We start from the raw sequence: 25,016 nt of genomic DNA on the forward strand, positions 1-25,016 counted from the left end.
CGCCCCGTCAGTCGATCTTGGCGCCGGACTGCTGCACCACCTGCGCCCAGCGGCGAATCTCGGCGTGCAGGAACTGCGCGAACTGTTCCTGCGTAAACGCCGGCGTCTCGGAGCCGTTGTTAAGCCAGACCTGCTTGAGCTCAGGCGTGTTCAGCGCCTTCTCGGTCTCTGCGTACAGGCGGTCGACGATCTCCTTGGGCGTGCCCTTGGGCACCCACAACGCGTACCAGGTCGACACGTCATAGTTGGGCACGCCCGCCTCGGCCGCGGTCGGCACGTTGGGGAACGCCGCCGAGCGCTTGCTCGATGCCACCGCCAGCGCCTTGATGCGGCCCGCGCGGATATGCTGCGCCGACGAGCCCAGGCCGTCGAACATCAGATCGACCTGGCCCGCGATCAGGTCGGACAGCGCCGGGCCCGCACCCTTGTAGGGGATGTGGGTGATGAAGGCCTTGGTCTGGAGCTTGAACAGCTCGCCCGCCAGGTGGTGCGACGAGCCGTTGCCGGCAGAACCGTAGTTCAGCTTGCCGGGATTGGCCTTGGCGTAGGCAATCAGCTCCTGCAGCGTGTTGGCCTTGACGCGGTTGGGATTGACCACCACCACTTGCGGCGGCTGCGCGATCACCGTGACCGGGATGAAGTCCTTCTCGATGTCGTAGTCCAGCTTCTTGTAGAACGACGGCGCAATCGCGTGGTGCGCGCCGCCGATGAACACCGTGTAGCCGTCCGGCGCGGCCTTGGCCGCAATGCTGGCGCCGACCGTGCCGCCGGCGCCGCCGCGGTTGTCGATCACGAACTGCTTGCCGAGCTGCTTGGACAACTGCGCGGTCAGCGGCCGTGCAAAGGCGTCTGTGCCACCGCCGGCGGGAAACGGCACGATCACGGTGACGGGCTTGGACGGCCAGGTGTCGGCATGCGCGGCGGGCGCGGCGAGCATTGCGCCGGCGCCGAGGCCGGCCAGGCCCAGGGCCATGCCCGTTGCCCGCGCGCACGCGGCCAGGCTGAACTGACGACGATTCATTTGTTGTCTCCTCTCTCTTCTGCGGAAAGTCAATCTGATGGCCGCGCGACACTGCCGCGGCGTGAAGCTACTGCATGGGTCCCGACAAAGAAATGCGGCGCGTCGGGCGCCGCGGGTACCAGGGCCTGTGCCGTGACCGGACCAGGGTCACAGCAGCTTCCCGACGCTACGGCTGATGCGCGGGTTGCCGGCGCCCAGGCGTGCCAGATTGTCATCCAGCGCCTCGGGCACGTAAAGATAGTTGACCATCATGCCGCAGCTCTGGCTGCGGCCTTTGCGCGACAGGTCGGCGCCCCAGTTCAGCCGCTCCACACAGGCCCCGTTGCCCAGGTGGAAGCGCGCCACCGGGTCTGCCGGCATCGACTGGCTGCGTTCGCGCACCAGGAAATGCGCGGCCAGGGTCATGGCGGTATCGCGAATCATGGTATCGGCGGCGTCCGGCACCAGCGCCTCCAGCCACCCGGCGCCGTCCGCGGGCGCCTTGCCGTGGCGCTCGCTCCAGCGCGCCAGGCGCTTGTCGCCCAGCACGCGCGCAACGGCATCGCCATCCTGCTTGCGCAGCCAGTCGGCAAACCCGGGGATCGGCGAGAGCGTGGCAAACTGATTCACTTTTGGAAATTCACGCTGGACCTCCTCGATCACGCGCTTGAGCAGGAAGTTGCCGAAGCTCACGCCGCGCAGGCCCGCCTGCGTGTTGCTGATCGAATAGAAAATGGCCCACTTGACGCGGCGCAGGTCTTCCAGCGGCGCGGCCTCATCCAGCAATGTATGGACATTGGCCGCCATCTCCGGCGCGAATGCCACCTCGACAAAGATCAGCGGCTCGCGCGGGATGCGCGGGTGGAAGAACGCATAGCAGCGGCGGTCGGAATCGAGGCGGTTGCGCAGGTCGGTCCACGAGGCGATCTCATGCACGGCCTCGTAGCGGATCAGCTTTTCCAGCAGCGATGCCGGCGAATCCCAGGTGATCGGCTGCAGCTCCAGCAGGCCCACGTCGAACCAGTTGGAGAACAGCGCCTCGAGGTCTTCGTCAAGCGGGCGCAGGCCTGGCATGCGGCGCTGCCAGCGCAGCATGTCGGCGCGCAGCTGGATCAGGAAGTGCAGGCCGCAGGCGCTGTTGCCGCGCTGGCCATGCAGCGCGGCCAGCCGCTTGAAGAAGCGGATGCGCGCATTGGACAGGGCCTGGGCCAGGCCCGAAGGCGCGGCCTGCGCGCGGGCGGCGCGCGCGCCCTTGTCGCCGTCGGCCCCGGCGTCTTCACTGCCCTTGCCGCCGCCGCTGCTGGCGACTTCGGCCAGCACCGCCAGCATGCCGCGCCGGGTGGCCTCGCCGGCGGCTTCATACTCGGCCTGCCACGCCTGCGCGGCGGCATTGGCGGCGCCATCGGTCAGGCGCGCGTCGAAGCAAAGCCGCAGTTGCTCGCGCTGGCGGCGCACCGCGCGCGGCGGCAGCGGCACCTCGCCGTCGGCCGGCGTGGCAGCGGCGGCCTTGGGGCCGGCCTTGGCATCGCCCTCGCCCTTGCGCCCCCACCAGCGGCCCAGCCGCGACAGGAACTTGGAACCTGCCGGCTCGCTTTCGCCCAGCGGCGCACTGATCTTCTGGTCACCCGTGTCGAAGGAATTCATGCGGTACCTGCCTTGATACATCGATCGGAACGTAGGAAAAACATCGGACTGGGGTCGCGGCGCCGCGGCTACTCTTCGCCGCCGGCCACGCGCAGCACCGGCGGCGCGCGCACGGCCTGGGCCTCGGCCGCCCCGGCGGTGGCACCGGCATCCAGCGTCTTGAGCGCCGCGCGCTGGCGCAGCAGATGGGTCTTCATCATCGCCTCGGCGCCTTCGGGGTCGCGGGCCTTGAGCGCGGCGAACACGGACAGGTGCTCGGCACAGGATTCCTGGATCCGGCCCGGCAGCTTCAGGCTCTTGTGGCGCGACAGCCGCAGCACCTTGCGCAGGTCGCTGATCAGGCCCGACAGCCAGCGGTTGCCGGCCAGCCGCTGGATCGATTCGTGGATCTGGAAGTTGGTTTCGTAATAGGCATCGATGTCACCTGACTGCGCGTAGCGCGCCAGGTCGGCATGCAGGCCGTCCAGCGCGTCCAGGTCGGCGCGCGTGGCGTTGCGCGCCGCCTCATAGGCGCAGCGCCCTTCCAGCAGTGCCATCAGCGGGAAGATCTCGTCCAGGTCCTGCTCGGACAGTTCATTGACGAAGCAGCCGCGGCGCGGCTCCAGCCGCACCAGGCCTTCGGCGGCCAGCACCTTGAGCGCCTCGCGCAATGGCGTGCGCGAGATGCCCAGCGTTTCGGCCATCGCGCTCTCGTCGATCCATGCGCCGGGCACCAGCGTATGCGCGTCGATCATGGCGCGCAGCCGGTCTGCCACTTCCAGGTACAACGCCTGCTGGACGATGCGCATGCTTCCCCCGGGTCGGATGGCGTGACCGATGCGTCCCGGTCACGATCTGGCATGGTCAGGGCAGATGCGCCCCGCAAGCCATAATTCATAATTATGGATTAGGACGCGAACGATACAAGGGATTTCGATGCTGCACCGCAAACAAGCCGGAGCGATTGGTGTCTGGTGGTTGACCGGCGAGGTGCGGTCTGTGGGGTGCGGCGTGGGGTCGGGTATGAGGTGCGGCGGGCGTTTCCATGCCTCCCTGCAAGGAAACGCCCGCGCCTGAAAATACTGCAGCACTGCTTTTCATCGTCGGCGGGTACTTTCAAAAGTATCCACCGCGTGGGTCCATGGATTGCCGGCGCTGGCCCTGCGCCCCCCTTTGAAACGCGCTTGACGCGCGGATTTTCCCGTCGCCCTGGCTGTACGTGAAGTGCCGGCAAGTGTGGCCTCTCAGCCGTCACTCCCTCCCTGGCACTTCCGTTGGCGGCTGTGGCTTGCCGCTCATCTTTGTAACAATCAAGATAGCGATTTACGTGCCAGCTGGACTAAGTCCCTGATTTCATTGGCAACACGCATTCGGAAGTTGTTACAGAATACGTCTAGTGTAACAGGATGTTTCTACAGTGTTACGAGGGTTTTCCCACATTTTCTTATGCGCCTGCCCGCCTGGCGGCAATGGCATATGCAGATTGTGCCGTGGTCGCTATTTATCAGTGCGAGAATGTGAGCGCATCGCCGCAAATGCCCGATCTAAAGTGGTTGCATTCCTGAAACTGCGGGCAAGGCCGCAATCCTGACTGTCGCTTTCCACACACACTGGAGCTCCGCCATGCAAGCTGGCAGCGATTTCACCCTGGCCGGCACGCCGGCAAACGAAGCGCCGGCGCCTGCCGAGCCGCGCTACGCCGTGCCGCGGCCGCTGGGCCTGTCCTTTACCGGATCGGGTTCGGAGTACTTCCGTATCTGGATCGTCAATGCACTGCTGACCATCGTCACCTTCGGCATCTATTCGGCCTGGGCCAAGGTGCGCACGCTGCAGTATTTCTATCGCAACACGCGGCTCGACGGCGCGAGTTTTGACTACCACGGCAAGCCGTCCGCGATCCTGAAGGGCCGTGCCATCGTGTTCGCGCTGGTGTTCGCCTTCCAGTTCGCCTCGACGGTCTCGCCCTTCCTTGCGCTGGCGATGCTGGTGGCGCTGCTGGCGGTGTTCCCCCTGTTGCTGGTGCGCTCGTTGCGTTTCCGCATGGCCAACTCCAGCTACCGCGGCCTGCGCTTTGCCTTCACCGGCGGCGATGCCGATGCCTACAAGGTGTTCGTGCTGTGGCCGCTCGCCGCAGTGGCCACGCTGGGCCTGCTGGGGCCGCTGGCGCACCAGCGCTTCAAGCGCTACCAGCACAACCACACCCGCTTCGGCACCGCACCGTTTGCCTTCCATGCCGGCGCGGGCGATTTCTACGGCGTCTACCTGCGTGCCTTCGGCATGATGGTCGCGCTGGTGGCGGCCGCGGCGCTGGCCGGATTCGCGCTGGGCGCGACCGCGTCGGGAAAGGCGGGCATGGTGCTGTCTTTCAGCATCGGCGTGGGCGGTTTCTACCTGGCGCTGCTGGCCGTCAGCCCTTACGTGATGGCGCGCTTGCAGAATGTCGTGTGGAGCCACACCACGCTGACGCCGCATGCGTTCCGCAGCGAGGTGGGGGCCGGCCGCATGGTCTTTATTTTCGTCACCAACCTGATCGCCATCGCGCTGACGCTGGGCCTGTACCTGCCGTTCGCGCGGGTGCGTTCGGCGCGCTACCGGCTCGAATGCGTAACCATGCTGGCGGCGGGCCCGCTCGACACCTTCGTGGCCGGCGAGGCGCAGCAAGTGGGTGCGCTGGGCGATGCGGCGGTAGACTGGTACGACATCGACATCGCGCTCTGAGCACGCCGTGCGCTGACCCGGCCCGCACCATGATCCCAGTCACCTTCTTCGACGGCCGCTCGTCGCGCGCGCATCCGGCCACGCTGGCCGTTGAAGCGCAGCAGGCCGTGCTGCGCGACGACTCCGGCGCCGAGCTGCGGCGCGCGCCGCTGTCGGACGTGCGCGTGTCCGAGCGCGTGCGCCGCGCGCCGCGGCTGGTCACCTTTGCCGACGGTGCCTTCTGCGAGATCGCCGACCACGCCGCCTTCGACCACATGCTGGCCGCGACCGGCCATCGCGACAGCCTGGTGGCGCGCGCGCAGAACAGCTGGCGCCTGGCCGGCCTGGCCGTGGCGGCGCTGGTGGCGGTGCTGGTGCTGGGCTATTACGTGCTGCTGCCGTGGGGTGCCAGCATGATGGCGCGCGCGGTGCCGCCCGAGGTGGAGGCCCATCTCGGCAAGCTGACGCTGGCGAGCCTGGACAATGGCATGGTCAAGCCAACGCAGCTGCCGCCCGCGGAGCAGCAACGCATCCGCTCGGCCTTCGCGGCGCTGAAGCGGCCGCGCGATGCCGGCCACGATTACCAGATCCTGTTCCGCCAGGGCGGCGAGATCGGCGCCAATGCGCTGGCGCTGCCGGGCGGCACCATCGTGGTCACCGACGAGCTGGTCAGCCTGGCCGGCACCGGTCCCGGCATGATGGGCGTGCTGGCCCACGAAGCCGGCCATGTCGCCAACCGGCACGGCTTGCAGCAGGTGATCCAGGGGTCGGCGCTGGCCGCGCTGTCGGCCTACCTGTTCGGGGATATCTCGACGGTGCTGGCCGGGGTGCCGGCCGCGATCCTGACGCTGCGCTATTCACGCGACCATGAGCGCGAGGCCGATGCCTTTGCCATCGAGGTGATGCAGCGCAACGGCCTGCCGCCCGCGGCGCTGGCCGATGTGCTGGTCAGACTGGACCACCGGCGCGGTGCGGCGTCGGACGCCGAACCGGAACGCGGCCAGGACTTCATGTCGACCCACCCGCAAACGCAGGCGCGCATCGACGCCTTGCGCCGCGCCGGCAAATAGCGCGGACCGGAGGAACTCAGGCCACCGGCTGCGATGCGCCGGCGCCGGGCTGGCGCCGGTAGGCCCAGACCACCATGGCGATGCCGGCCAGGATCATCGGCAGGCTCAGCCACTGGCCCATCGACAGCTTCAGCGCCAGCAGGCCCAGGAAGTTGTCGGGCTCGCGCGCGAATTCCGCGGCAAAGCGGAAGGCCCCATAGCCGATCAGGAATACCCCCGACACCGCGCCCATCGGCCGCGGCTTGCGCGCGAACAGCCACAGGATGATGAACAGCGCCACGCCCTCGCCTGCAAACTGGTACAGCTGCGACGGATGGCGCGGGATGTTGTCGCCCGCCTGCGGGAAGATCATGCCCCACGGCAGGTCGGTGGCGCGGCCCCACAGCTCACCGTTGATGAAGTTGCCGATGCGCCCTGCGGCCAGCCCGCACGGGATCATCGGCGCGATGAAGTCGGTCACCTCCATCCAGTGGCGCCGGCGCAGTTTGCCGAACAGCCACATCGCCACGATCACGCCCAGGAAGCCGCCATGGAAGGCCATGCCGCCTTCCCACACCTTGAGGATCTCGAGCGGATGGGCCAGGTAGTACGACGGCTTGTAGAACAGCACATAGCCCAGCCGCCCGCCCAGGATCACGCCCAGCACGCCGAAGAACAGCATGTCGTCCAGGTCGCGCGTGGTCCAGCCCTTGGCCGCGATATGCGGCTGGCGGATGCGCAGGCGCCCGAAGCCCAGGAACATGATGAACCCGGCCAGGTACATCAGCCCGTACCAGCGGATGGCAAGCGGGCCCAGGTGGATGGCAACCGGGTCGAACTGGGGATGAATCAGCATGTTGGCGTGAATGGAGGTTTAAAGGCCGCGGCCTGCGTATTGTCAGTGGCCTCGGTGACATTGGTGACGTGTCAGCGAGGGGCGGGCCCGGCTGCGCCCGCTTCTTGCGCGAGCGCGGCCGCAATATCGATGAACGAGCGCAGCACCGGCGCCACGCCGGCGGACGCGCCGTCGCGCCAGACCAGCCCGGTCTCGATCTGCGGGCCGGTCTCGCGCAGCGCCAGGTACGACACCCCGGTGCGGCGAAGGTTGCACAGCGACGCCGGCACCAGCGCCACGCCCATGCCCGCCGACACCAGGCTGACGATGGTCTGCATCTGGATGGCTTCCTGCGCAATCACGGGCACCAGGCCCTCGCGCGCATAGTAGCCCGTAATGATGTCATAAAATGCCGGCGCGCTTCGGCGCGGGAAGATGATCAGCGGTTCATGGGCCGCCTCGCGCAGCGAGACCGTATTGTCGCCCGCCAGCCCCCCGCCCGCGGGCCGCCAGCCGTCGGGCACGGCCAGCACCAGCGGCTCGCTCACCAGCGGCAGGTAGGCCAGCCCGTGCGGCATGGCCGGCAGCTGCGGGCGGATCACCAGGCCGGCATCGATCGCGCCCTCCATCAGCGCCTCGAGCTGCACGTCGCTGGTGGCCTCGCGCAGCTGCAGCTGCACCTCCGGGTGGCGGGCGCGAAAGCGCCGCAGCAGGTCGGGCAGGATGCCGTAGTCGGCGGTGCTGACAAAGGCCAGCGACAGCGACCCCACCTCGCCGCGCGCCAGCCGCTGCGCCAGCCCGGGCAGCGCCGCGGCATCGGCCAGCACGCGCCGCACCTCGGGCAGCCACTGCTGGCCGGCCGGTGTCAGCGCCACCGAGCGCCGCGTGCGCGCGAACAGTTGCACGCCGATTTCCTCTTCCAGCGCCTGGATCTGCTGCGACAAGGGCGGCTGCGTCATCGACAGGCGCCCTGCCGCGCGGCCGAAATGCAACTCTTCCGCCACTGTGACGAAGTAACGCAACTGACGCAGGTCCAAACGCCCTCCTGATATGTTTTTCGACTCAATAAAGGTCAAATAATATATTTGACACTCCAAAACGCAAGCGTCATTCTTTGGTCCACAACATCGCCGCCGTGCGTTCGTGCAGCCAGGCCTTCGGGCGCAGCGCGGAGCGGCACTGAAGATCCCCCGGAGATTCCCCACCATGGCATTCAACAAACGCTCGCAGAACATCACGCAAGGCGTGGCGCGTTCGCCCAACCGTTCGATGTACTACGCACTCGGCTACCAGAAGGAAGACTTCGACAAGCCGATGGTGGGCATCGCCAACGGCCACTCGACCATCACCCCCTGCAACGCCGGCCTGCAGCGCCTGGCCGATGCCGCCATCGACGCCATCAAGGCGTCCGGCGCCAACCCGCAGGTGTTCGGCACCCCGACCATCTCGGACGGCATGTCGATGGGCACCGAGGGCATGAAGTACTCGCTGATCTCGCGCGAGGTCATCGCCGACTGCATCGAGACCGCCGCGCAGGGCCAGTGGATGGACGGCGTGGTCGTGATCGGCGGCTGCGACAAGAACATGCCGGGCGGCATGATCGCGCTGGCGCGCACCAACGTGCCGGGCATCTACGTCTACGGCGGCACCATCAAGCCGGGCAACTGGAAGGGCAAGGACCTGACCATCGTGTCGTCGTTCGAGGCCGTGGGCGAATTCACCGCCGGGCGCATGAGCCAGGAAGACTTCGAAGGCGTGGAGAAGAACGCCTGCCCGTCGACCGGGTCGTGCGGCGGCATGTACACCGCCAACACCATGAGCTCGTCGTTCGAGGCGCTGGGCATGTCGCTCTTGTATTCGTCGACCATGGCCAACCCCGACCAGGAAAAGGTCGACAGCGCAGCCGAATCGGCGCGCGTGCTGGTGGAAGCCGTCAAGCAGGACATCAAGCCGCGCGACATCATCACGCGCAAGTCGATCGAGAACGCCGTGGCGCTGATCATGGCCACGGGCGGCTCGACCAACGCCGTGCTGCACTACCTGGCCATCGCCCACGCCGCTGAAGTGGAATGGACCATCGACGACTTCGAGCGCATCCGCCGCAAGGTGCCGGTGATCTGCAACCTGAAGCCATCGGGCCAGTATGTGGCGACCGACCTCCACCAGGCCGGCGGCATTCCGCAGGTCATGAAGATCCTGCTCAAGGCCGGCATGCTGCACGGCGACTGCCTGACCATCACCGGCCGCACGCTGGCTGAAGAGCTGGAAAACGTGCCCGACACCCCGCGCGCCGACCAGGACGTGATCCTGCCGATCGAGAAGGCGCTGTACAAGGAGGGCCACCTGGCCATCCTGAAGGGCAACCTGGCCGAAGAAGGCGCGGTCGCCAAGATCACCGGCCTGAAGAACCCGGTCATCACCGGCCCGGCGCGCGTGTTCGAGGACGAGCAAAGCGCGATGGAAGCCATCCTGGCCGACAAGATCAACGCCGGCGACATCCTGGTGCTGCGCTACCTGGGCCCCAAGGGCGGCCCCGGCATGCCCGAAATGCTGGCCCCGACCTCGGCCATCATCGGCAAGGGCCTGGGCGAGTCGGTCGGCTTTATCACCGACGGGCGCTTCTCGGGCGGCACCTGGGGCATGGTGGTCGGCCACGTCGCGCCGGAAGCGTATGTGGGCGGCACCATCGCGCTGGTGCAGGAAGGCGACTCGATCACCATCGACGCACACAAGCTGCTGCTGCAGCTGAACGTGCCGGACGAAGAACTGGCCAGGCGCGGTGCCGGCTGGAAGCAGCCGGCACCGCGCTATACCCGTGGCGTGCTGGCGAAATTCTCGAAGCTGGCGTCGACGGCGAGCAAGGGTGCGGTGACGGACTGATCCGGGTCCGGACCATGAAAAAGCCTGCGAGAGATCGCAGGCTTTTTTGTCGGTTGCCGTCAGGACTCGCCCGGGCTTAATCCCCGCCCGGCGTCTTCTCGATCTCCTCCAGCGTCGCATCCAGCCATTCCACCAGCCGCGCCTCCAGCGACTGCGTCAGCTCGCTGGCCAGTTGCGCTGTCAGCGGCGCCAGCCGCGACTGCAGCGTGGCTTCGGTATGGGCCGCCACGACCTGCGGCCATTCGGTGCGAAAGCGCATCATCACGCGCGTCAGCAACTCGGTGCGTACGGCGCGCAGGTCGTCCTCGCCCGGGGCGCCGGTGTCTGCCGGCATCGCCGATGCCGGCGCGGCGCCCTCGTCCGCCACGGCGTCGCCGGTATCGCCGACATGCATGACCAGGCCCGAATCGGCCATGCCGAAGGTATCGATCACGCCCTCCTGCGAAGCGGCAGCCGGCGCCGCTGCCCCTGCATCCGGCAGTTCGAACACCTCGGTCAGCAGCGGGATGCTGTCGTTCGGATCGAGCCGCGGGATCACCCGCGAGGTGGTGCGTTCGCTCATGCGGCGTCTCCCTTGGGCTGGCCGATGTCGTGGTGCGTCAGCGGATAGCCGCGTTCGCGGTAGAAACGGTAGCGCTGGCGGCCGGCCTCGCGCGCGGCATCGCCCGCGCCCACCACCTCGATCAGCCGTTCGAAGCTGGCAAACTGCGCCGGGGCCTGGTCTGCCAGGTTGATCAGCAACTGGTGGTGCGGCACGCCTTCGGTGGTGGCGGCCAGCAGGATCGGCGTGACCGCCGCATTGGGGCTTTCCAGCCCGCAATGCGGCAGGAAGTCCAGCGCGGAGAAGGTCCACAGGCGCGCATCCAGGTCCGCCAGCTGCGCCGGCGCCCCGTGGATCACCACCTTCTGCCCGGCGCCGTAGGCCTTGCGGACCAGCCGGCAGACATAGCCGAGCACGTCCGGCACGTTGCTGTGGAAATCGATGCGCGTCATGGACCCTTGCTGCCTGTGTTGCCTGCCGCCGCCATCAGGCCGCGCGGTCCATCAGGAACTGCGTCAGCAGCGGCACCGGGCGGCCGGTGGCCCCCTTGGCCGCGCCGCTCTTCCAGGCGGTGCCGGCGATGTCCAGGTGGGCCCAGTCGTACTTCTCGGCAAAGCGCGACAGGAAACACGCCGCCGTCACGCTGCCGGCCGGGCGGCCGCCGATATTGCCCATGTCGGCAAAGTTGGACTTGAGCTGGTCCTGGTACTCATCGTCCAGCGGCATGCGCCAGGCGGTGTCCATGGCACGGCGGCCGGCCTGCAGCAGGGCATCGGCAAGCGTGTCGGAGCGCGCGTACAGGCCGCTGTTGACGTGGCCGAGCGCGATGATGCAGGCACCCGTCAGCGTGGCCACGTCGATCACCGCGGCCGGCTTGAAGCGCTCTACATAGGTCAGCGCGTCGCACAGGATCAGGCGGCCTTCGGCGTCGGTGTTCAGGATCTCGATGGTCTGGCCGGACATGCTGGTGACCACGTCGCCCGGCTTGGTGGCGATGCCGCTGGGCATGTTCTCGCAGGTCGGCACCACGGCGATGACGTTGAGCTTCAGGCCCATCTCGGCCACGGCCTGGATCGAGCCCAGCACCGAGGCGGCGCCGCACATGTCGTACTTCATCTCGTCCATGCCCTCGCCCGGCTTGAGCGAGATGCCGCCGGTATCGAAGGTGATGCCCTTGCCCACCAGCACCACCGGGGCCTGCTTGGCGCCGGCGCCGTCGTAGCGCAGCACGATGAACTGCGGCGGCTCATCGCTGCCCTTGGTCACGGCCAGGAAGGCCCCCATGTTCAGGGCCTCGATCTGCTTGCGGCCCAGCACCTCGGCCTTGAGCTTGTGGCGCTTGGCAATGCCGCGGGCGGTATTGGCCAGGTAGGTCGGCGTGCAGATATTGGACGGCAGGTTGCCCAGGTCGCGCGTCAGCTCCATGCCGTTGGCGATGGCGGTGCCGCGCACCACGGCCTGGGTCGCGGCGCGGGCATCGCCGCTGTCGACCGCGATCACGACCTTGCGCAGCGAGGACTTGTCGTTGCCGTTGAGCTTGCCGTTGGCATTGGCGCGCTTCAGGCCCGGATGGCGCTCCAGCAGGCGATAGCCGGATTCGCGCACCAGCGTGATGGTGGTGATCACGCCCCAGGCGACATCGCGCTGCTGCGGCGCCTGTTGCGCCAGGCACCACAGGGCCGAGGCCGAACGCGTGGACGACAAGGCACGCACGGCGGTGCGGACCGCGTCGGCAAAGGCCTTGTCGCTGAAATCGGCTTCCTTGCCCAGCCCCACCAGCAGCACGCGCGCGGCGCCCACGCCGGCCACCTCATGCAGCATCAGCTGGGTGCCGCGCTTGCCCTCGAAGTCGCCCTGCTTGACCAGCCGCCCTACCAAGCCCTTGGTGGCCACATCCAGTGCCTTGGCCACCCCGGCCAGGTTCTGGCCTTCGAACAGGCCGACCACCAGGCAGTCGGTCTTGGTCGCCAGGAAACCATTTTGGCCGGCTTTGCTCCAATCCAAGGCTTTTGTGCTAAATTCCATCGCGCTTCCTTCCAGGGGCTTGTTAGACACGAAAGCCTCCATTATCCGCGATTTTTATCCCGCGACCTGCCGCCGCTGATACGCCCCGGCCACGCTGACAGCATGATGTGCTGCCAGCCAGCTGTTCTGCCAGGCACCTCGCACGGCACATCGCCCGCTCCGGCCGGCAGCCCGGAACCGAACCCGCATGATCCTTCAACAAGCCCTGCGACGCGAGCTTGCCTACACCGCCGGGGCGGTGTTCCTGGTGATGCTGACCTTCATGCTCACGTCGCTCGTGATCCGCATCCTGGGGATGGCCGCCAACGGCAAGGCCAGCCCCAACGACGTGCTGATGCTGATCGGCCTGGCCACCATCGGCTACCTGTCGATCCTGCTGTCGGCCACGCTCTTCATTTCCACCCTGATCGTGCTGACGCGCTGGTACAAGGACTCGGAGATGGTGGTGTGGTTCTCGGCCGGCATCTCGCTGCGCGACCTGGTCAAGCCGGTGCTGCAGTTCGCGGCACCCTTCGTCGTGCTGGCGCTGCTGCTGGGCATGTTTGCCTGGCCTTGGGCCAACCAGCAGAGCGCGCTGTTCCGCGACCGCTTCGAGCAGCGCGGCGTGATGTCGATGATTGCCGCGGGGCGCTTTATCGAGCCGGCCAAGGCCAACTACGTGCTGTTCATCGAGGGCATGGATGCCGACATGAAGTATGCGCGCAATGTCTTCGTCGCCAACTCCGAGGCCGACAAGATCGGCGTGGCGCTGGCGCACCAGGGCAAGTTCGAGACCATGCCCAACGGCGACCGCCTGGTGGTGATGGAAAACGGCCGCCGCTACTCGGGCACGCCCGGCCAGATCGACTACCGCATCGTTGAATTCGAACGCTACGCGGTCAAGGTGGACAACAAGCCACCCGAATCCGTGGCCGACCAGCCGCCCAAGAGCCGCGACACCATCGACCTGATCCGCAACCCCACGCGTGAAAACCTGGGCGAGCTGGTGTGGCGCATCTCGCTGCCGATCCTGGCCTTCAACTTCGTCATGATCGCGATCCCGCTGGCCTACGTGAACCCGCGCCTGGGCCGCTACACGCCGCTGGTGTTCGCGGTGCTGATCTACCTGACCTACAGCAACCTGATCAACCTGTCGCAGTCCTGGGTGCGCTCGGGCGCGATCCCGTTCTGGCTGGCGTGGTGGCCGATCCACCTGGTGGTGTTCGTGGGGGCGCTGCTGCTGTTCCGCTACCGCCAGAACCGCAGCCTGGGCGGCTGGCGGGCCGTGTTCGGCCTGCGCAGGCGCGCCGCCGCGGCCACTGGAGGCCAGGCATGAGGATCCTGCGCGTCTATGAACGCTATTTCGGCCGCCTGGTCTATGGCGTGTTCGCCTTCATCCTGTTCGCGGTGCTGTCGCTGTTCGTGTTCTTCGACATGCTCAGTGAGCTGGAGAGCGTCAGCGGCCAGTACACCTCGCTGATCGCGCTGTTCCACGTCCTGCTGCAGGCGCCCACGCGGGTGTATGAAGTGCTGCCGATCGCGGTGCTGATCAGCGCGATCTACGTGTTCTCGCAGCTGGCCAGCCAGTCCGAGTACACCATCTTCCGCGTGGCCGGCCTGAACACGCGCCAGGCGCTGTTCTCGCTGTTCAAGCTGGCGGTGCCGCTGGCCATCGTGACCTTTATCTTCGGCGAATTCATTGGCCCCCGCGCCGAGCAGTACGCGCAGAAGATCAAGCTCGAGGCAATCGGCACAACCGTGTCGTCGGGCTTCCGTTCGGGCGTCTGGGTCAAGGACCGCGACAAGGATGGCGCCACCGGCGGCGGCGAGATCACCCGCTTCGTCAACGTGGCGGGGTTGCGGCCGGACCAGACCATCACCGGCATCACCATGTACGAGTTCGACCCGCAATACCGCCTGCGCGTGATCCGCGTGGCGCAGGAGGGGCGCTACCAGGGTGGCCAGTTGTGGGAACTGCAGGGCGTCAACGAGACCCGCTTCATCGAGCTGGCGCCCGCGGCACAGGGGGCGAAGCCGGCACGCGATGCGCTGGCCCCGGACTTCCGCGCCGAGCAGATCAAGTTCCCGCGCGTGACCATGCATTCCGAGCTGACGCCGCAGATCCTGTCGGTGCTGCTGGTGACGCCTGAGCGGATGTCGACGCTGGACCTGTTCCGCTATATCCGCCACCTGCGCGACAACAAGCAGGACACGCAGCGCTATGAGATCGCCTTCTGGAAGAAGGTGATCTACCCGCTGACGCTGTTCGTGATGGTGGCGCTGGCCCTGCCCTTCGCCTACCTGCACGCGCGTGCCGGAGCGGTCGGCGTGAAGGTGTTCGGGGGCATCATGCTGGGGCTGTCGTTCCACTTGTCGAACACGCTGTTCTCGCACGTGGGGCTGCTGCATACGTGGCCGCCGATTATCTCGGCGCTGGTGCCAGGCACGCTCTACCTGATGGTGGCGCTGCTGGCGCTGCGGTGGGTGGATCGGCATTGAGGGACGGGCTGCCATGACCGCACCCACCCGGGCCCTGGTCCTGTTTGCTCATGGCGCGCGCGATGCGCGCTGGCGCGAGCCGTTCGACCGCCTGCAGCAAAAAGTGGCCGCTGCCCTGCCCGGGTGCGAGGTGCGGCTGGCGTTCCTGGAGCTGATGACGCCCGCGCTGCCCGACGCGCTCGCCGACCTGGCAGCGCGCGGCGTGTCCGACGCCACCGTGGTGCCGGTGTTCCTGGGCCAGGGCGGCCACCTGCGGCGCGACCTGCCGGCCTTGCTCGATCAATGCCGGCAAGCGCATCCCGGGCTGCGCATCCATTGCGCGACGGCAGCAGGCGAGGCCGATGCGGTGCTGGATGCGATGGCGGCGTACTGCGTTGCCTCAATGCCTGCAAGCGGCCAGCCCTGAGCAGAAACGTGGTCCCCGATGACAAAAGCCCTGTACCGGCATGCCGGTACAGGGCTTTTTTTCTAGTGGCGCGGAGCGCGGTCAGGCAGCGCGCGGCGCCTGCACGACGGTTTCGTCCACGCCTTCGCGCGGCGTTTCGGTAGCCCGCGCAGCCAGCGCCGCCCCGATCATCAGCAGGCTCGGCTGCACCGGATCGATCCAGGCAGCGGCCTCGCCCGCCGCCATCCGGCCCAGCGTGAATTCACGACTACGCTGCCGCGGCGTGCTGGCGGCTTCCACCACCCACGCCGGCGTGGACGCCGGCTTGCCATGCGCGATCAGCTGCGCGGCAATCGACGCCGCCTGGTCGCGGCCCATGTAGTAGACCAGCGTATCGGCCTTGACCGCGGCTTCGATATCGGCCGAGCCCTCGCCATCCGCAGCCTTCGCCTGCGTGGCAAACGCCACGCTGCGCGACACACCCCGCTTGGTCAGCGGCTTGCCGATCGCCGAAGCGGCCGCCAGCGCCGCAGTGATGCCAGGCACCACTTCATACTCGACGCCAGCCGCTTCCAGCGCCTGCAGCTCCTCGTCGGCACGCCCGAACAGCATCGGATCGCCACCCTTCAGGCGCACCACGCGTTCGTACTTGCTGGCCAGATCGACGATCTGCCGGTTGATGAACAGCTGCGCGGTGGAACGCTGCCCGCAGCGCTTGCCCACCTCGACCAGCTCGGCCTGCGGACACCAGGCCAGCATCTCCGGCGCTACCAGTGCATCGTGCAGCACCACCTGGGCTTCGCCCAAAAGCCGTGCACCACGCACCGTAATGAGGTCTGCCGCACCGGGGCCTGCCCCGATGAGGAACACCTTGCCGTAAGTCTTCTGCGCCTGCTTGTTCATATCCGGTCCCTTTCCCGTCGTTACCGATCAGGAGAACGCACGGATCATGCCCGCGGCCACCGTGTGGTTGGTCGCTTCGTCGATCAGCACGAAGGCGCCCGTTGCCGGGTTATCGCCATAGGCATCGCACACAATCGGCTTCAGCAGCGAGATCTGCACCGAACCGATGTCGTTCAGGCGGATATCGTGACGGCCGGTCTCGTGCGACAGGGTGTGCACGTCCAGCACGCGGTCCACCGCCGACACGCGCGCGAACACGCTGGCCGTGGTGTGCTTGAGCACGTACTTGCGCGCCGGGTTCAGCGATTCGTCGTCGAACCAGCACAGGTCGGCCTGCAGCTTCTTGGCCGGCGCAGTGGCGGCATCGGCGGCGACGAACATGTCACCGCGTGATACATCGACGTCCTCGGACAGGCGCACGGTGACCGTGTCGCCGACATTGGCGGATTCGGCGGCGCCGTTGGGCGTCAGCACTTCGGCCACCACGGCCTCGCGGTTGGCGGGCAGCACGCGCAGCTTCTGGCCCACGCGCACGGTGCCGGCTTCGATGCGGCCCGCATAGCCGCGGAAGTCGTCCGACTGCGAACCGTCCTGGCGGATCACCAGCTGCACCGGGAAACGCAGCGCGGCGTCATCCTCGGGCGCGGCTTCTTCCACCGGCAGTTCTTCCAGCAGCGGCAGCAGCGGCTCGCCCTGGTACCAGGCCATGGCATCGCTCTCGTGCACGATGTTGTCGCCGCGCAGCGCCGACACCGGCACGTAGCGCACGTCCTTCAGGCCGAGCTGGGCGGCCAGTTCAGTGTAGGCAGTGCGGATCTCGTTGAAGCGCTGTTCGCTGTAGTCGACCAGGTCCATCTTGTTGATGGCCACGATCACGTGCCGGATCTCCAGCAGCTTCAGGATCGCCGAGTGGCGCTTGGTCTGCGCCAGCAGCTCGGCACGGCCGTTGGTGACGGTGACGCGGGTGGCATCGACCAGCACGATGGCCGCGTCCGCGGTCGAGGCGCCGGTGACCATATTGCGGGTGTACTGCTCGTGGCCCGGGGTATCGGCGATGATGAACTTGCGGCGCGCGGTCGAGAAGTAGCGGTAGGCCACGTCGATGGTGATGCCCTGCTCGCGCTCGGCTTCCAGGCCGTCGGTCAGCAGCGAGAAGTCGATCTGCTCGCCGGCGGTACGCTTGTTCTTGGCGTTGGCCAGCGCGGTCAGCTGGTCGGACAGCACGGCCTTGCTGTCATACAGCAGGCGGCCGATCAGCGTGCTCTTGCCGTCGTCGACGGAGCCCGCGGTGATGAAGCGCAGCAGGCCTTGATGAGTTGCTTGGTGAGTCATGTTGAATTCCTTTGCTGCGTCCGGGATCAGAAGTAGCCTTCTTTCTTCCGGCGTTCCATCGAGGCTTCGCTGGTCTGGTCGTCCATGCGGGTGGCGCCGCGCTCGGTGATCTCGGTCACCGCGGTCTCGGCGATGATCGCTTCCGGCGAATCGGCAACGCTGGCCACCGGGCAGGTGCAGCTGATGTCGCCGACGGTACGGAAGCGCACCGACAGCACTTCGCTGACGTCGCCGTCCTGCTTGGGCGTGATCGGCGTGACCGGCACCAGCAGGCCGTTCTTGCGCACCACTTCGCGCTGGTGCGAATAGTAGATCGGCGGCAGCGCCAGCTTCTCGCGGGCGATGTACTGCCACACGTCCAGCTCGGTCCAGTTCGAGATCGGGAACACGCGCATCTGCTCGCCCTGCGCCATGCGGGCGTTGTACAGGCTCCACAGCTCGGGGCGCTGGGCCTTCGGGTCCCACTGGCCGAACTCGTCGCGGAACGAGAAGATGCGCTCCTTGGCGCGGGCCTTCTCTTCGTCGCGGCGGGCACCGCCCATCAGCGCGTCGAACTGGTGCTCGCCGATGGTTTCCAGCAGCGTCACGGCCTGGGCCGCGTTGCGCGAATCGGTTTCCTTGCGCAGGCGCACGGTGCCGCGCTTGATCGAGTCCTCGACATGGCCCACCACCAGGCGTGCGCCCAACTCAGCCACGCGCTGGTCGCGGAAGGCGATCACTTCCGGATAGTTGTGGCCGGTGTCAATATGCACGAGCGGGAACGGCAGCTCGATCTTGCGGTCGCCAAGGCGGAACGCCTTCAGCGCCAGGTGCAGCATCACGATCGAGTCCTTGCCGCCCGAGAACAGCAGCGCCGGGTTGCGGCACTCGGCCACCACCTCGCGGATGATGTAGATCGACTCCGCCTCCAGGCGGTCGAGGTGATCGTTCTGTACTTGCAACAGGTGCGCCACGCTGCTCGTTTGCGTCAACCCTGCTTCTGCGATGTCGTTCATGATGCCCATTTTTGTACCCGGCCTCAATGCTTGATGTTCTGTTCGTGAAGCCCGCACTCTTTCGAGTCCTTGCTCTCCCACCACCAACGTCCCGCACGGACATCCTCGCCCGCGCGCACGGCACGCGTACACGGCTCGCAGCCGATGCTCGGGTAGCCCTTGGCGTGCAGGTCGTTGATGGGCACGCTGTGGCGCTTCAGGTAGGCCCACACTTCGGCCTCGCTCCAGTCCGCCAGCGGGTTGAATTTGGGGATGCCGCGGGCCTCGTCCATTTCCTCGAACGGCAGCTCGGCGCGCGTCACGGCCTGCTCGCGGCGCTGGCCGGTCATCCAGGCGTCGGCGTGCGACAACGCGCGGTTGAGCGGCTCGACCTTGCGGATGCCGCAGCATTCCTTGCGCAGGTCGATGCTGTCGTAGAAGCCGTTCAGGCCATTCTTGTTCAGGTAGTTCTCAACGGCCTCGGCGTCCGGCGTGAACTGCTCGATGCTGTAGCCGTAGTGCGACTGCACCTTATCCAGCACCGCCAGCGTCTCGGCGTGCAGGCGCCCGGTCTGCAGCGTGAACACGCGGATGCCGGCGCGCACGGCTTCGGTGCCGCGCAGGATCGCATCGGTCAGCACCATGTCCTCGGCCGCCAGGCTCGAGGCAAAGCGCGCGCGGAAGAAGCGCGCGGCGATGCCGGCCAGGCGCTCGCCCAGTTCGCGTTCCTTCTGCGCCAGCGCTTCGATGCTGCCGGTGTATTCCGGCGCCACCCACAGCGCGGGCGGCCGCAGTCCCGACACCGCGCCGGCTTCGACCACCGCGATTTCGCTCAGCACCGTGCTCATGCCGTTTCCTTCGACTGCACGGCACCACCTTCGGTGCGCGCGCGGCGGAACAGCGGCAGCGGCTCATCCACCGAAGCCTGGTAGGTCACGGTGAACTCGGTGAAGCCCTTGATGGCGTCGTCGATGTTCTTGTCGGCGCGCACCGCGAAGGCATCGAAGCCGCAGCGCCTCATGAAGTTGAGCTGGTCGCGCAGCACGTCGCCGATGGCGCGCAGCTGGCCCTTCCAGTGGTAGCGGGTGCGCAGCAGGTAGGCCGTGGAAAAGCCGCGGCCATCGCGGAACACCGGGAAGTCCACCGCCACCAGCGCCACGCGCGCGAAGTACGCCTCGGCATCGCCCGGCTCGTCTTCCGGGGCCAGCCACACGCCGGTGCGGACCGCGTCGCGGCCGGCCAGCAGCGCTTCGTTGGCCTTGAACACCGACAGCGGGAACAGCACCGCGTCCTGGCTTTGCACGGCCGCGGCGATCTGCTCGTCGGTCAGCGGCTGCTCGGCGGTGCCGCGCAGCACGGTCCAGGCGTCATCGACGATGACGGGGGCGACGGTAGCGCCGTCCTGTTGCAGTTGAATGATCTTTGCCATGTTCAGTCTCCGGTCCTCAGGCTTCAGCGCGCTCGCGCGGCTGCTTGTCGGCATAAACGCGCTCCTTGAACGGGGCGATGCCGATGCGGGACAGGGTTTCGATAAAGCGTTCGTCTTCGATGCGGTTGGCCACAAAGGTGTCGATGATGCGGCTCACCACCTCGGGCATTTCCTCGGCGCTGAACGACGGGCCGATCACCTTGCCCAGTGCGGTCTGGTTGCCCTGGGCGCCGCCCAGCGTGACCTGGTACCACTCCGAACCATCCTTGTCGACGCCCAGCACGCCGATATTGCCGACGTGGTGGTGGCCGCAGGCGTTGATGCAACCCGAGATGTTCAGCGAGATCTCGCCCAGGTCATAGACGTAGTCCAGGTCGTCGAAACGCTCCTGGATCGCCTGCGCGATGGGAATCGACTTGGCGTTGGCCAGCGAGCAGAAGTCGCCGCCCGGGCAGGCGATGATGTCGGTCAGCAGGCCGATGTTCGGGGTGGCCAGGCCGGCCTTCTTCGCCAGTTGCCACAGCGCGTACAGGTCCTGCTTCTTCACGTCCGGCAGGATCAGATTCTGCTCGTGCGCGACGCGCAGCTCGCCGAAGCCGAACTGGTCGGCCAGGTCGGCCACGGCTTCGATCTGCACGTCGGTGGCGTCCCCCGGGGGCGAGGCCACGCCCGGCTTCGTCGACAGCGTCACCGCGGCGTAGCCCGGCACCTTGTGGCCGTGCACGTTGCGGCTGACCCAGCGCGCAAAGGCCTTGTCTTCCAGCAGGTGGTTCTCGTACGACGCATCGGTGTCGGCCAGCTTTTCATAGGCGGGCGGCGTGAAGTACTGCGCCACGCGGTCGAACTCGGCCTGCGTCAGCGTGGCCGGGCCGTCCTTGCTGTGCTGCCACTCTTCCTCGACTTCCTGCGCGAACTTCTCCGCGCCGATGGCCTTCACCAGGATCTTGATGCGCGCCTTGTACTTGTTGTCGCGGCGGCCATAGCGGTTGTACACGCGGATGGCCGACTCGACATAGGACAGCATGTGCTGCCACGGCAGGTCGTCCTTGATGATCGTGCCCAGGATCGGCGTGCGGCCCAGGCCGCCGCCGGCCAGGATGCGCAGGCGCGTCTCGCCTTCGGCGTTCTTGTAGGCGTAGATGCCGATATCGTGCATCTGCACCACGGCGCGGTCGTCGGCCGAAGCCGAGATGGCGATCTTGAACTTGCGCGGCAGGAAGGCGAATTCCGGCTGGAACGTGCTCCACTGGCGCAGCAGCTCGGCCAGCACGCGCGGGTCCACCGACTCGTCCGGCGCCACGCCGGCGAAGTGGTCGGTAGTGATGTTGCGCACGCAGTTGCCCGAGGTCTGGATGGCGTGCATCTCGACGCTGGCCAGCTCGGCCAGCACGTCGGGCACGCGCTCCAGTTCCATCCAGTTGTACTGGATGTTCTGGCGGGTCGAGAAGTGGCCATAGCCGCGGTCGTACTCGCGCGCGATATGGCCCAGCTTGCGCATCTGCGTCGACGACAGCAGGCCGTACGGAATCGCCACTCGCAGCATGTAGGCATGGCGCTGCATGTACAGGCCGTTCTGCAGACGCAGCGGCAGGAATTCTTCCTCGGTCAGCTCGTCGGACAGGCGGCGGCGCACCTGGTCACGGAACTGGGCGACGCGCTCGGCGACGATACGCTGGTCATATTGGTCGTACTGATACATGGCGGGGTCCGTTCAGTATTCGTTGAATTCAGGAAACGAGCTTGATGGCGACCAGCGTCAGCGTGGTCGCCAGTGCGGCACGCACCAGCCGTTCGGGCAGCGCCCGCGACAGTTGCGCGCCCAGCCAGATGCCGGGGATCGAACCCACCAGCAGCGCCAGCAGCAAATTCCAGTCGACCGTGCCGAGCCACACATGGCCCAGCCCGGCAAGTGCCGTCAGCGGGACGGCGTAGGCAATGTCGGTGCCGGCCACTTCAGCCGGCTTCATATGGGGATACAGCAGCAGGATCAGCGTGGCGCCGACCGCGCCGGCGCCGATCGACGACACCGTCACCAGCACGCCGATCACGGCGCCGACCACGATGGTGGCAATGACCTGGGCGCGGCCGTGCAGCTGGAAGCGCGGATTGCGTTCCAGCCAGGCCAGCATCTGCTTGCGGAACAGCAGCGACAATACGGTCAGCAGCACCGACACGCCGATGGTCAGGCGGATCGCGTGCAGCCACTGAGCGTTGAGCTCGCCGGCGCTCTTCAGCACCAGGATGGCGGCCACTGCCGCCGGCAGGCTGCCAATGCACAGGCGCCGCACCACCTGCCACTGCACATGGCCGTGGGCACGGTGCGCGATGGTGCCGAAACCCTTGGTGATGGCCGCGAAGGCCAGGTCGGTCCCGACCGCGGTGGCCGGCGAAAAACCGAACAGCAACGTCAGCAGCGGCGTCATCAACGAGCCCCCACCCACCCCGGTCAGACCGACGAGGACGCCTACAAACAGACCGGAAACGGTATAGGCAACAGACATGGGGGACTCGGTGGGGCCTGGCCCGTGGGTCTCGCATCACAAAGTGTCTGCTGCGAGAGGACGCACTGAGGGCTGGCCATTAATTAACAAAGTTCGAGAATCGTAATAAACTGGCCTCATACCTCAAACTAATAAGAAGTTGTTTGTTTATACGAACCCAGATATATGAACCTGCACCAGTTTCGCTTCGTGCGTGAGGCCGTCCGGCAGAACTACAACCTGACTGAGGCCGCAAAAGCGCTCTACACGTCACAACCCGGCGTGTCCAAGGCCATCATCGAGCTGGAAGAAGAGCTGGGCGTGGATATCTTTACCCGCCACGGCAAGCGCATCCGCAGCCTGACCGAGCCGGGCCGCCGCATCCTGAGCTCGGTCGAGAAGATCCTGCAGGAGGTGGAAAGCCTGAAGCGCGTCGGCATGGACTATGCGGCACAGGACCAGGGCAACTTCACCATCGCCACCACCCACACCCAGGCGCGCTACGCCCTGCCACGGGTGATCAGCGAGTTCACCAAGCGCTACCCCAAGGTGCGGCTCTCGATCCAGCAGGGCAACCCGGCGCAGATCGCCGACATGCTGCTGCACGACCAGGCCGATATCGGCATCGCCACGGAGGGCATCTCCAGCGACAAGAACCTGGTGTCGCTGCCGGGCTACCAGTGGACCCATATGGTGATTACGCCACCCGAGCATCCGCTGCTGGACAAGAAGCACCTGGCGCTGGAAGACCTGATGGGTTACCCGCTGATCACCTACGATGCCAACTTTGCCGGCCGGACCAAGATCGACAAGGCCTTCGCGCTGCGCCACCTGGAGCCGGACATCGTGCTGGAAGCCATCGACGCGGACGTGATCAAGACCTATGTGGAGATCGGGCTGGGCGTGGGCATCGTCGCCGGCGTCGCCTATGATGCCGAGCGCGACCGCAACCTGCGCGGCATCCCGGCCGGCCACCTGTTCGGCAGCAACGTGACGCACCTGGCCGTCAAGCAGGGTGCCTACCTGCGCAGCTTTGTCTACACCTTCATCGAGCTGTTCTCGCCGACGCTCAACCGCAAGCTGGTTGAGCAGGCCATGTCCGGCGAACACGAAGCCTACGAACTCTGAGGACGGCCCGCCGCCGCCTCTCTCTATATAAGAAGCCAACCCAACCATGCATCTGCTGCCCATCACGCCCTGCCGGCCGGAGGCCCTGTGAGCGACCTGCCCCGCATTCACTGGACTGAGGACGGCGTCGAGCGCAGCGCCGACTGGCGCTCTGAAGCCGGCCTGCCGCCGCCGCGCCGCGTGGTCATCGCCGACGACACCACCAGCGCCGACACCGCCTACCGCCTGGCCTGCGAGGGCACCGCGCTGCTGTGGCGCGGCGACTTCCAGAACGCGCGCCAGCTGCTGCACGCGCTGGCCCGCCGCACCGAGCGCAAGCCCAAGAAGGCCAGCCGCCCCGGCCAGAAGGCCAGGGACAAGGCCAAGGGCGGGGCCGCGTCGCCAACCGAGGCCTTCAACCTGCACCGGCTGGCCCAATCGCAGCGTGCCCGCACGCTGGGCATGCTGCTGCTGCCGTTCGAGGCCGGCCACGAGGTGCCGCTGCGCCGCGCGCCGGATGTGCGCGACGCCTGCGAACAGGTCTACGGCCCGGCCAGCGAGCCCTACGTGGCGTCGATGCGCGAGCTGCTGGGCATGATCGGCGCCTATGAATGGCGCAAGAAGGGCGTGGAGATCCCGGCGCTGGAAGACCGTATCCACCCCTGGTACGGCGTGTTCTCGCCGGTGCGCGGCGAGTATGTCGACCTGGTCGCGGCCGAGCCGCTGCCGGCCGAGACCCTCGCCTTCGATATCGGCACCGGCACCGGCGTGCTGGCCGCGGTGCTGGCCCGCCGCGGCGTGCAGCGCGTGGTCGCCACCGACCAGGACCCGCGCGCGCTGGCCTGCGCGCGCGCGAACATCGCGCAGCTTGGCTACGCCGCGGAGGTCGAGATCGTCCAGGCCGACCTGTTCCCCGAAGGCCGGGCGCCGCTGGTGGTGTGCAACCCGCCCTGGGTGCCGGCCCGGCCCAGCTCGCCGGTCGAGCGCGCGGTCTACGACCCGGACAGCGCCATGCTGCGCGGCTTCCTGCAGGGGCTGGCCGAACACCTGGCGCCGGGCGGCGAAGGCTGGCTGCTGCTGTCGGACCTGGCCGAGCATCTCGGCCTGCGCCCGCGCGAGGAACTGATAGGCTGGATCGACGCCGCCGGGCTGAAGGTGCTGGGCCGCTCCGATATCCGCCCGCGCCACCCGCGCGCGACCGATGCCGCCGACCCGCTGCATGCGGCGCGTTCCGCCGAAGTGACCACGCTCTGGCGCCTGGGCGCGCGCTGACCAGCA

The 25,016-nt window shown here is 67.2% G+C and carries 23 protein-coding genes; 8 read left to right on the forward strand and 15 right to left on the reverse strand.

The features are described 5' to 3' along the window. Positions 1-7: 7 nt before the first annotated feature. The 3 genes from RS901_RS02220 to RS901_RS02230 all read right to left on the reverse strand — a co-directional run bounded on the left by RS901_RS02220 (position 8) and on the right by RS901_RS02230 (position 3,432). Positions 8-1,021, reverse strand: coding sequence for a tripartite tricarboxylate transporter substrate binding protein (locus RS901_RS02220; RefSeq protein WP_316151248.1), 1,014 nt, complete (start codon positions 1,019-1,021; stop codon positions 8-10). Positions 1,022-1,168: 147 nt separating this feature from the next. Then, on the reverse strand, positions 1,169-2,644 hold the full coding sequence (locus RS901_RS02225; RefSeq protein ID WP_316151249.1) for a malonyl-CoA decarboxylase domain-containing protein: 1,476 nt from the start codon (positions 2,642-2,644) through the stop codon (positions 1,169-1,171). A 68-nt stretch (positions 2,645-2,712) separates the two neighbouring features. Beyond that, positions 2,713-3,432: a GntR family transcriptional regulator gene (locus tag RS901_RS02230; RefSeq protein WP_316151250.1), complete on the reverse strand. Its 720-nt coding sequence runs from the start codon at positions 3,430-3,432 to the stop codon at positions 2,713-2,715. A gap of 814 nt (positions 3,433-4,246) precedes the next feature. Between RS901_RS02230 and RS901_RS02235 the strand changes: the two genes are divergently transcribed. Both RS901_RS02235 and RS901_RS02240 read left to right on the forward strand, forming a co-directional pair. Next, positions 4,247-5,341 carry a YjgN family protein gene (locus RS901_RS02235; protein WP_316151251.1) on the forward strand — a complete coding sequence of 365 codons (1,095 nt, stop codon included), beginning with the start codon at positions 4,247-4,249 and terminating at the stop codon, positions 5,339-5,341. A 29-nt stretch (positions 5,342-5,370) separates the two neighbouring features. Beyond that, positions 5,371-6,390: a M48 family metallopeptidase gene (locus tag RS901_RS02240; protein ID WP_316151252.1), complete on the forward strand. Its 1,020-nt coding sequence runs from the start codon at positions 5,371-5,373 to the stop codon at positions 6,388-6,390. 16 nt (positions 6,391-6,406) lie between these two features. Here RS901_RS02240 and lgt read toward each other — a convergent pair whose 3' ends face one another. Both lgt and RS901_RS02250 read right to left on the reverse strand, forming a co-directional pair. Then, positions 6,407-7,225: a prolipoprotein diacylglyceryl transferase gene (lgt, locus tag RS901_RS02245; RefSeq protein WP_114132875.1), complete on the reverse strand. Its 819-nt coding sequence runs from the start codon at positions 7,223-7,225 to the stop codon at positions 6,407-6,409. Positions 7,226-7,296: 71 nt separating this feature from the next. After that, positions 7,297-8,241 (reverse strand): LysR family transcriptional regulator, encoded by a 945-nt coding sequence (locus tag RS901_RS02250; protein WP_316151253.1) that lies wholly within the window; start codon positions 8,239-8,241, stop codon positions 7,297-7,299. Positions 8,242-8,410: 169 nt separating this feature from the next. On the opposite strand from RS901_RS02250, the gene ilvD reads away from it, so the two are divergent. Then, positions 8,411-10,084 (forward strand): dihydroxy-acid dehydratase, encoded by a 1,674-nt coding sequence (gene ilvD, locus RS901_RS02255; RefSeq protein ID WP_316151255.1) that lies wholly within the window; start codon positions 8,411-8,413, stop codon positions 10,082-10,084. A gap of 76 nt (positions 10,085-10,160) precedes the next feature. On the opposite strand, the gene RS901_RS02260 is transcribed toward ilvD, so the two are convergent. From RS901_RS02260 to RS901_RS02270, 3 genes are read right to left on the reverse strand one after another with little or no spacing between them, the layout of a single operon-like run. Continuing rightward, positions 10,161-10,646, reverse strand: coding sequence for a hypothetical protein (locus RS901_RS02260; RefSeq protein ID WP_316151256.1), 486 nt, complete (start codon positions 10,644-10,646; stop codon positions 10,161-10,163). Further along, entirely contained in the window at positions 10,643-11,077 is a 435-nt protein-coding gene (locus RS901_RS02265; RefSeq protein WP_010814936.1) for a DNA polymerase III subunit chi, read from the reverse strand. The genes RS901_RS02260 and RS901_RS02265 overlap by 4 nt, the downstream gene beginning before the upstream one ends. Before the next feature lie 34 nt (positions 11,078-11,111). Further along, positions 11,112-12,650 (reverse strand): leucyl aminopeptidase, encoded by a 1,539-nt coding sequence (locus RS901_RS02270; RefSeq protein ID WP_316151262.1) that lies wholly within the window; start codon positions 12,648-12,650, stop codon positions 11,112-11,114. A gap of 187 nt (positions 12,651-12,837) precedes the next feature. Between RS901_RS02270 and lptF the strand changes: the two genes are divergently transcribed. From lptF to RS901_RS02285, 3 genes are read left to right on the forward strand one after another with little or no spacing between them, the layout of a single operon-like run. After that, complete coding sequence (gene lptF / locus RS901_RS02275) at positions 12,838-13,965, forward strand: LPS export ABC transporter permease LptF (protein ID WP_316151264.1); 1,128 nt, start codon at positions 12,838-12,840, stop codon at positions 13,963-13,965. Further along, on the forward strand, positions 13,962-15,128 hold the full coding sequence (lptG, locus tag RS901_RS02280; RefSeq protein WP_316151266.1) for an LPS export ABC transporter permease LptG: 1,167 nt from the start codon (positions 13,962-13,964) through the stop codon (positions 15,126-15,128). The genes lptF and lptG overlap by 4 nt, the downstream gene beginning before the upstream one ends. A 13-nt stretch (positions 15,129-15,141) precedes the next feature. After that, complete coding sequence (locus tag RS901_RS02285; RefSeq protein WP_010814940.1) at positions 15,142-15,534, forward strand: sirohydrochlorin chelatase; 393 nt, start codon at positions 15,142-15,144, stop codon at positions 15,532-15,534. 81 nt (positions 15,535-15,615) lie between these two features. Here the strand turns inward: RS901_RS02285 and cobA are convergent, their stop codons facing one another. Genes cobA through RS901_RS02320 form a run of 7 tightly spaced genes read right to left on the reverse strand, consistent with a single transcriptional unit; the run spans position 15,616 to position 22,652 of the window. After that, the gene (gene cobA / locus RS901_RS02290; protein WP_316151267.1) at positions 15,616-16,416 is read right to left on the reverse strand and encodes a uroporphyrinogen-III C-methyltransferase; all 801 of its coding nucleotides are present in this window, start codon (positions 16,414-16,416) and stop codon (positions 15,616-15,618) included. 27 nt (positions 16,417-16,443) lie between these two features. Continuing rightward, complete coding sequence (locus RS901_RS02295) at positions 16,444-17,748, reverse strand: sulfate adenylyltransferase subunit 1 (RefSeq protein WP_316151270.1); 1,305 nt, start codon at positions 17,746-17,748, stop codon at positions 16,444-16,446. Positions 17,749-17,774: 26 nt separating this feature from the next. Beyond that, the gene (gene cysD, locus RS901_RS02300; RefSeq protein WP_410054146.1) at positions 17,775-18,752 is read right to left on the reverse strand and encodes a sulfate adenylyltransferase subunit CysD; all 978 of its coding nucleotides are present in this window, start codon (positions 18,750-18,752) and stop codon (positions 17,775-17,777) included. 14 nt (positions 18,753-18,766) lie between these two features. Next, complete coding sequence (locus tag RS901_RS02305) at positions 18,767-19,570, reverse strand: phosphoadenylyl-sulfate reductase (RefSeq protein ID WP_316151272.1); 804 nt, start codon at positions 19,568-19,570, stop codon at positions 18,767-18,769. Further along, positions 19,567-20,151, reverse strand: coding sequence for a DUF934 domain-containing protein (locus RS901_RS02310; protein WP_316151274.1), 585 nt, complete (start codon positions 20,149-20,151; stop codon positions 19,567-19,569). Before RS901_RS02310 ends, RS901_RS02305 begins: the two co-directional genes overlap by 4 nt. Positions 20,152-20,167: 16 nt before the next feature. Further along, positions 20,168-21,850 carry a nitrite/sulfite reductase gene (locus RS901_RS02315; RefSeq protein WP_316151276.1) on the reverse strand — a complete coding sequence of 561 codons (1,683 nt, stop codon included), beginning with the start codon at positions 21,848-21,850 and terminating at the stop codon, positions 20,168-20,170. A gap of 28 nt (positions 21,851-21,878) precedes the next feature. Then, positions 21,879-22,652, reverse strand: a complete 774-nt coding sequence (locus tag RS901_RS02320) for a sulfite exporter TauE/SafE family protein (RefSeq protein WP_010814947.1) — start codon at positions 22,650-22,652, stop codon at positions 21,879-21,881. A gap of 165 nt (positions 22,653-22,817) precedes the next feature. On the opposite strand from RS901_RS02320, the gene RS901_RS02325 reads away from it, so the two are divergent. After that, entirely contained in the window at positions 22,818-23,759 is a 942-nt protein-coding gene (locus RS901_RS02325; protein WP_316151278.1) for a CysB family HTH-type transcriptional regulator, read from the forward strand. An 87-nt stretch (positions 23,760-23,846) separates the two neighbouring features. Next, positions 23,847-25,010 carry a class I SAM-dependent methyltransferase gene (locus RS901_RS02330; protein WP_316151280.1) on the forward strand — a complete coding sequence of 388 codons (1,164 nt, stop codon included), beginning with the start codon at positions 23,847-23,849 and terminating at the stop codon, positions 25,008-25,010. Positions 25,011-25,016 lie beyond the last annotated feature (6 nt).

Origin of the sequence: Cupriavidus sp. BIC8F, assembly GCF_032465815.1 — a bacterium.
GTDB classification, from domain to species: Bacteria; Pseudomonadota; Gammaproteobacteria; order Burkholderiales; family Burkholderiaceae; genus Cupriavidus; species Cupriavidus necator.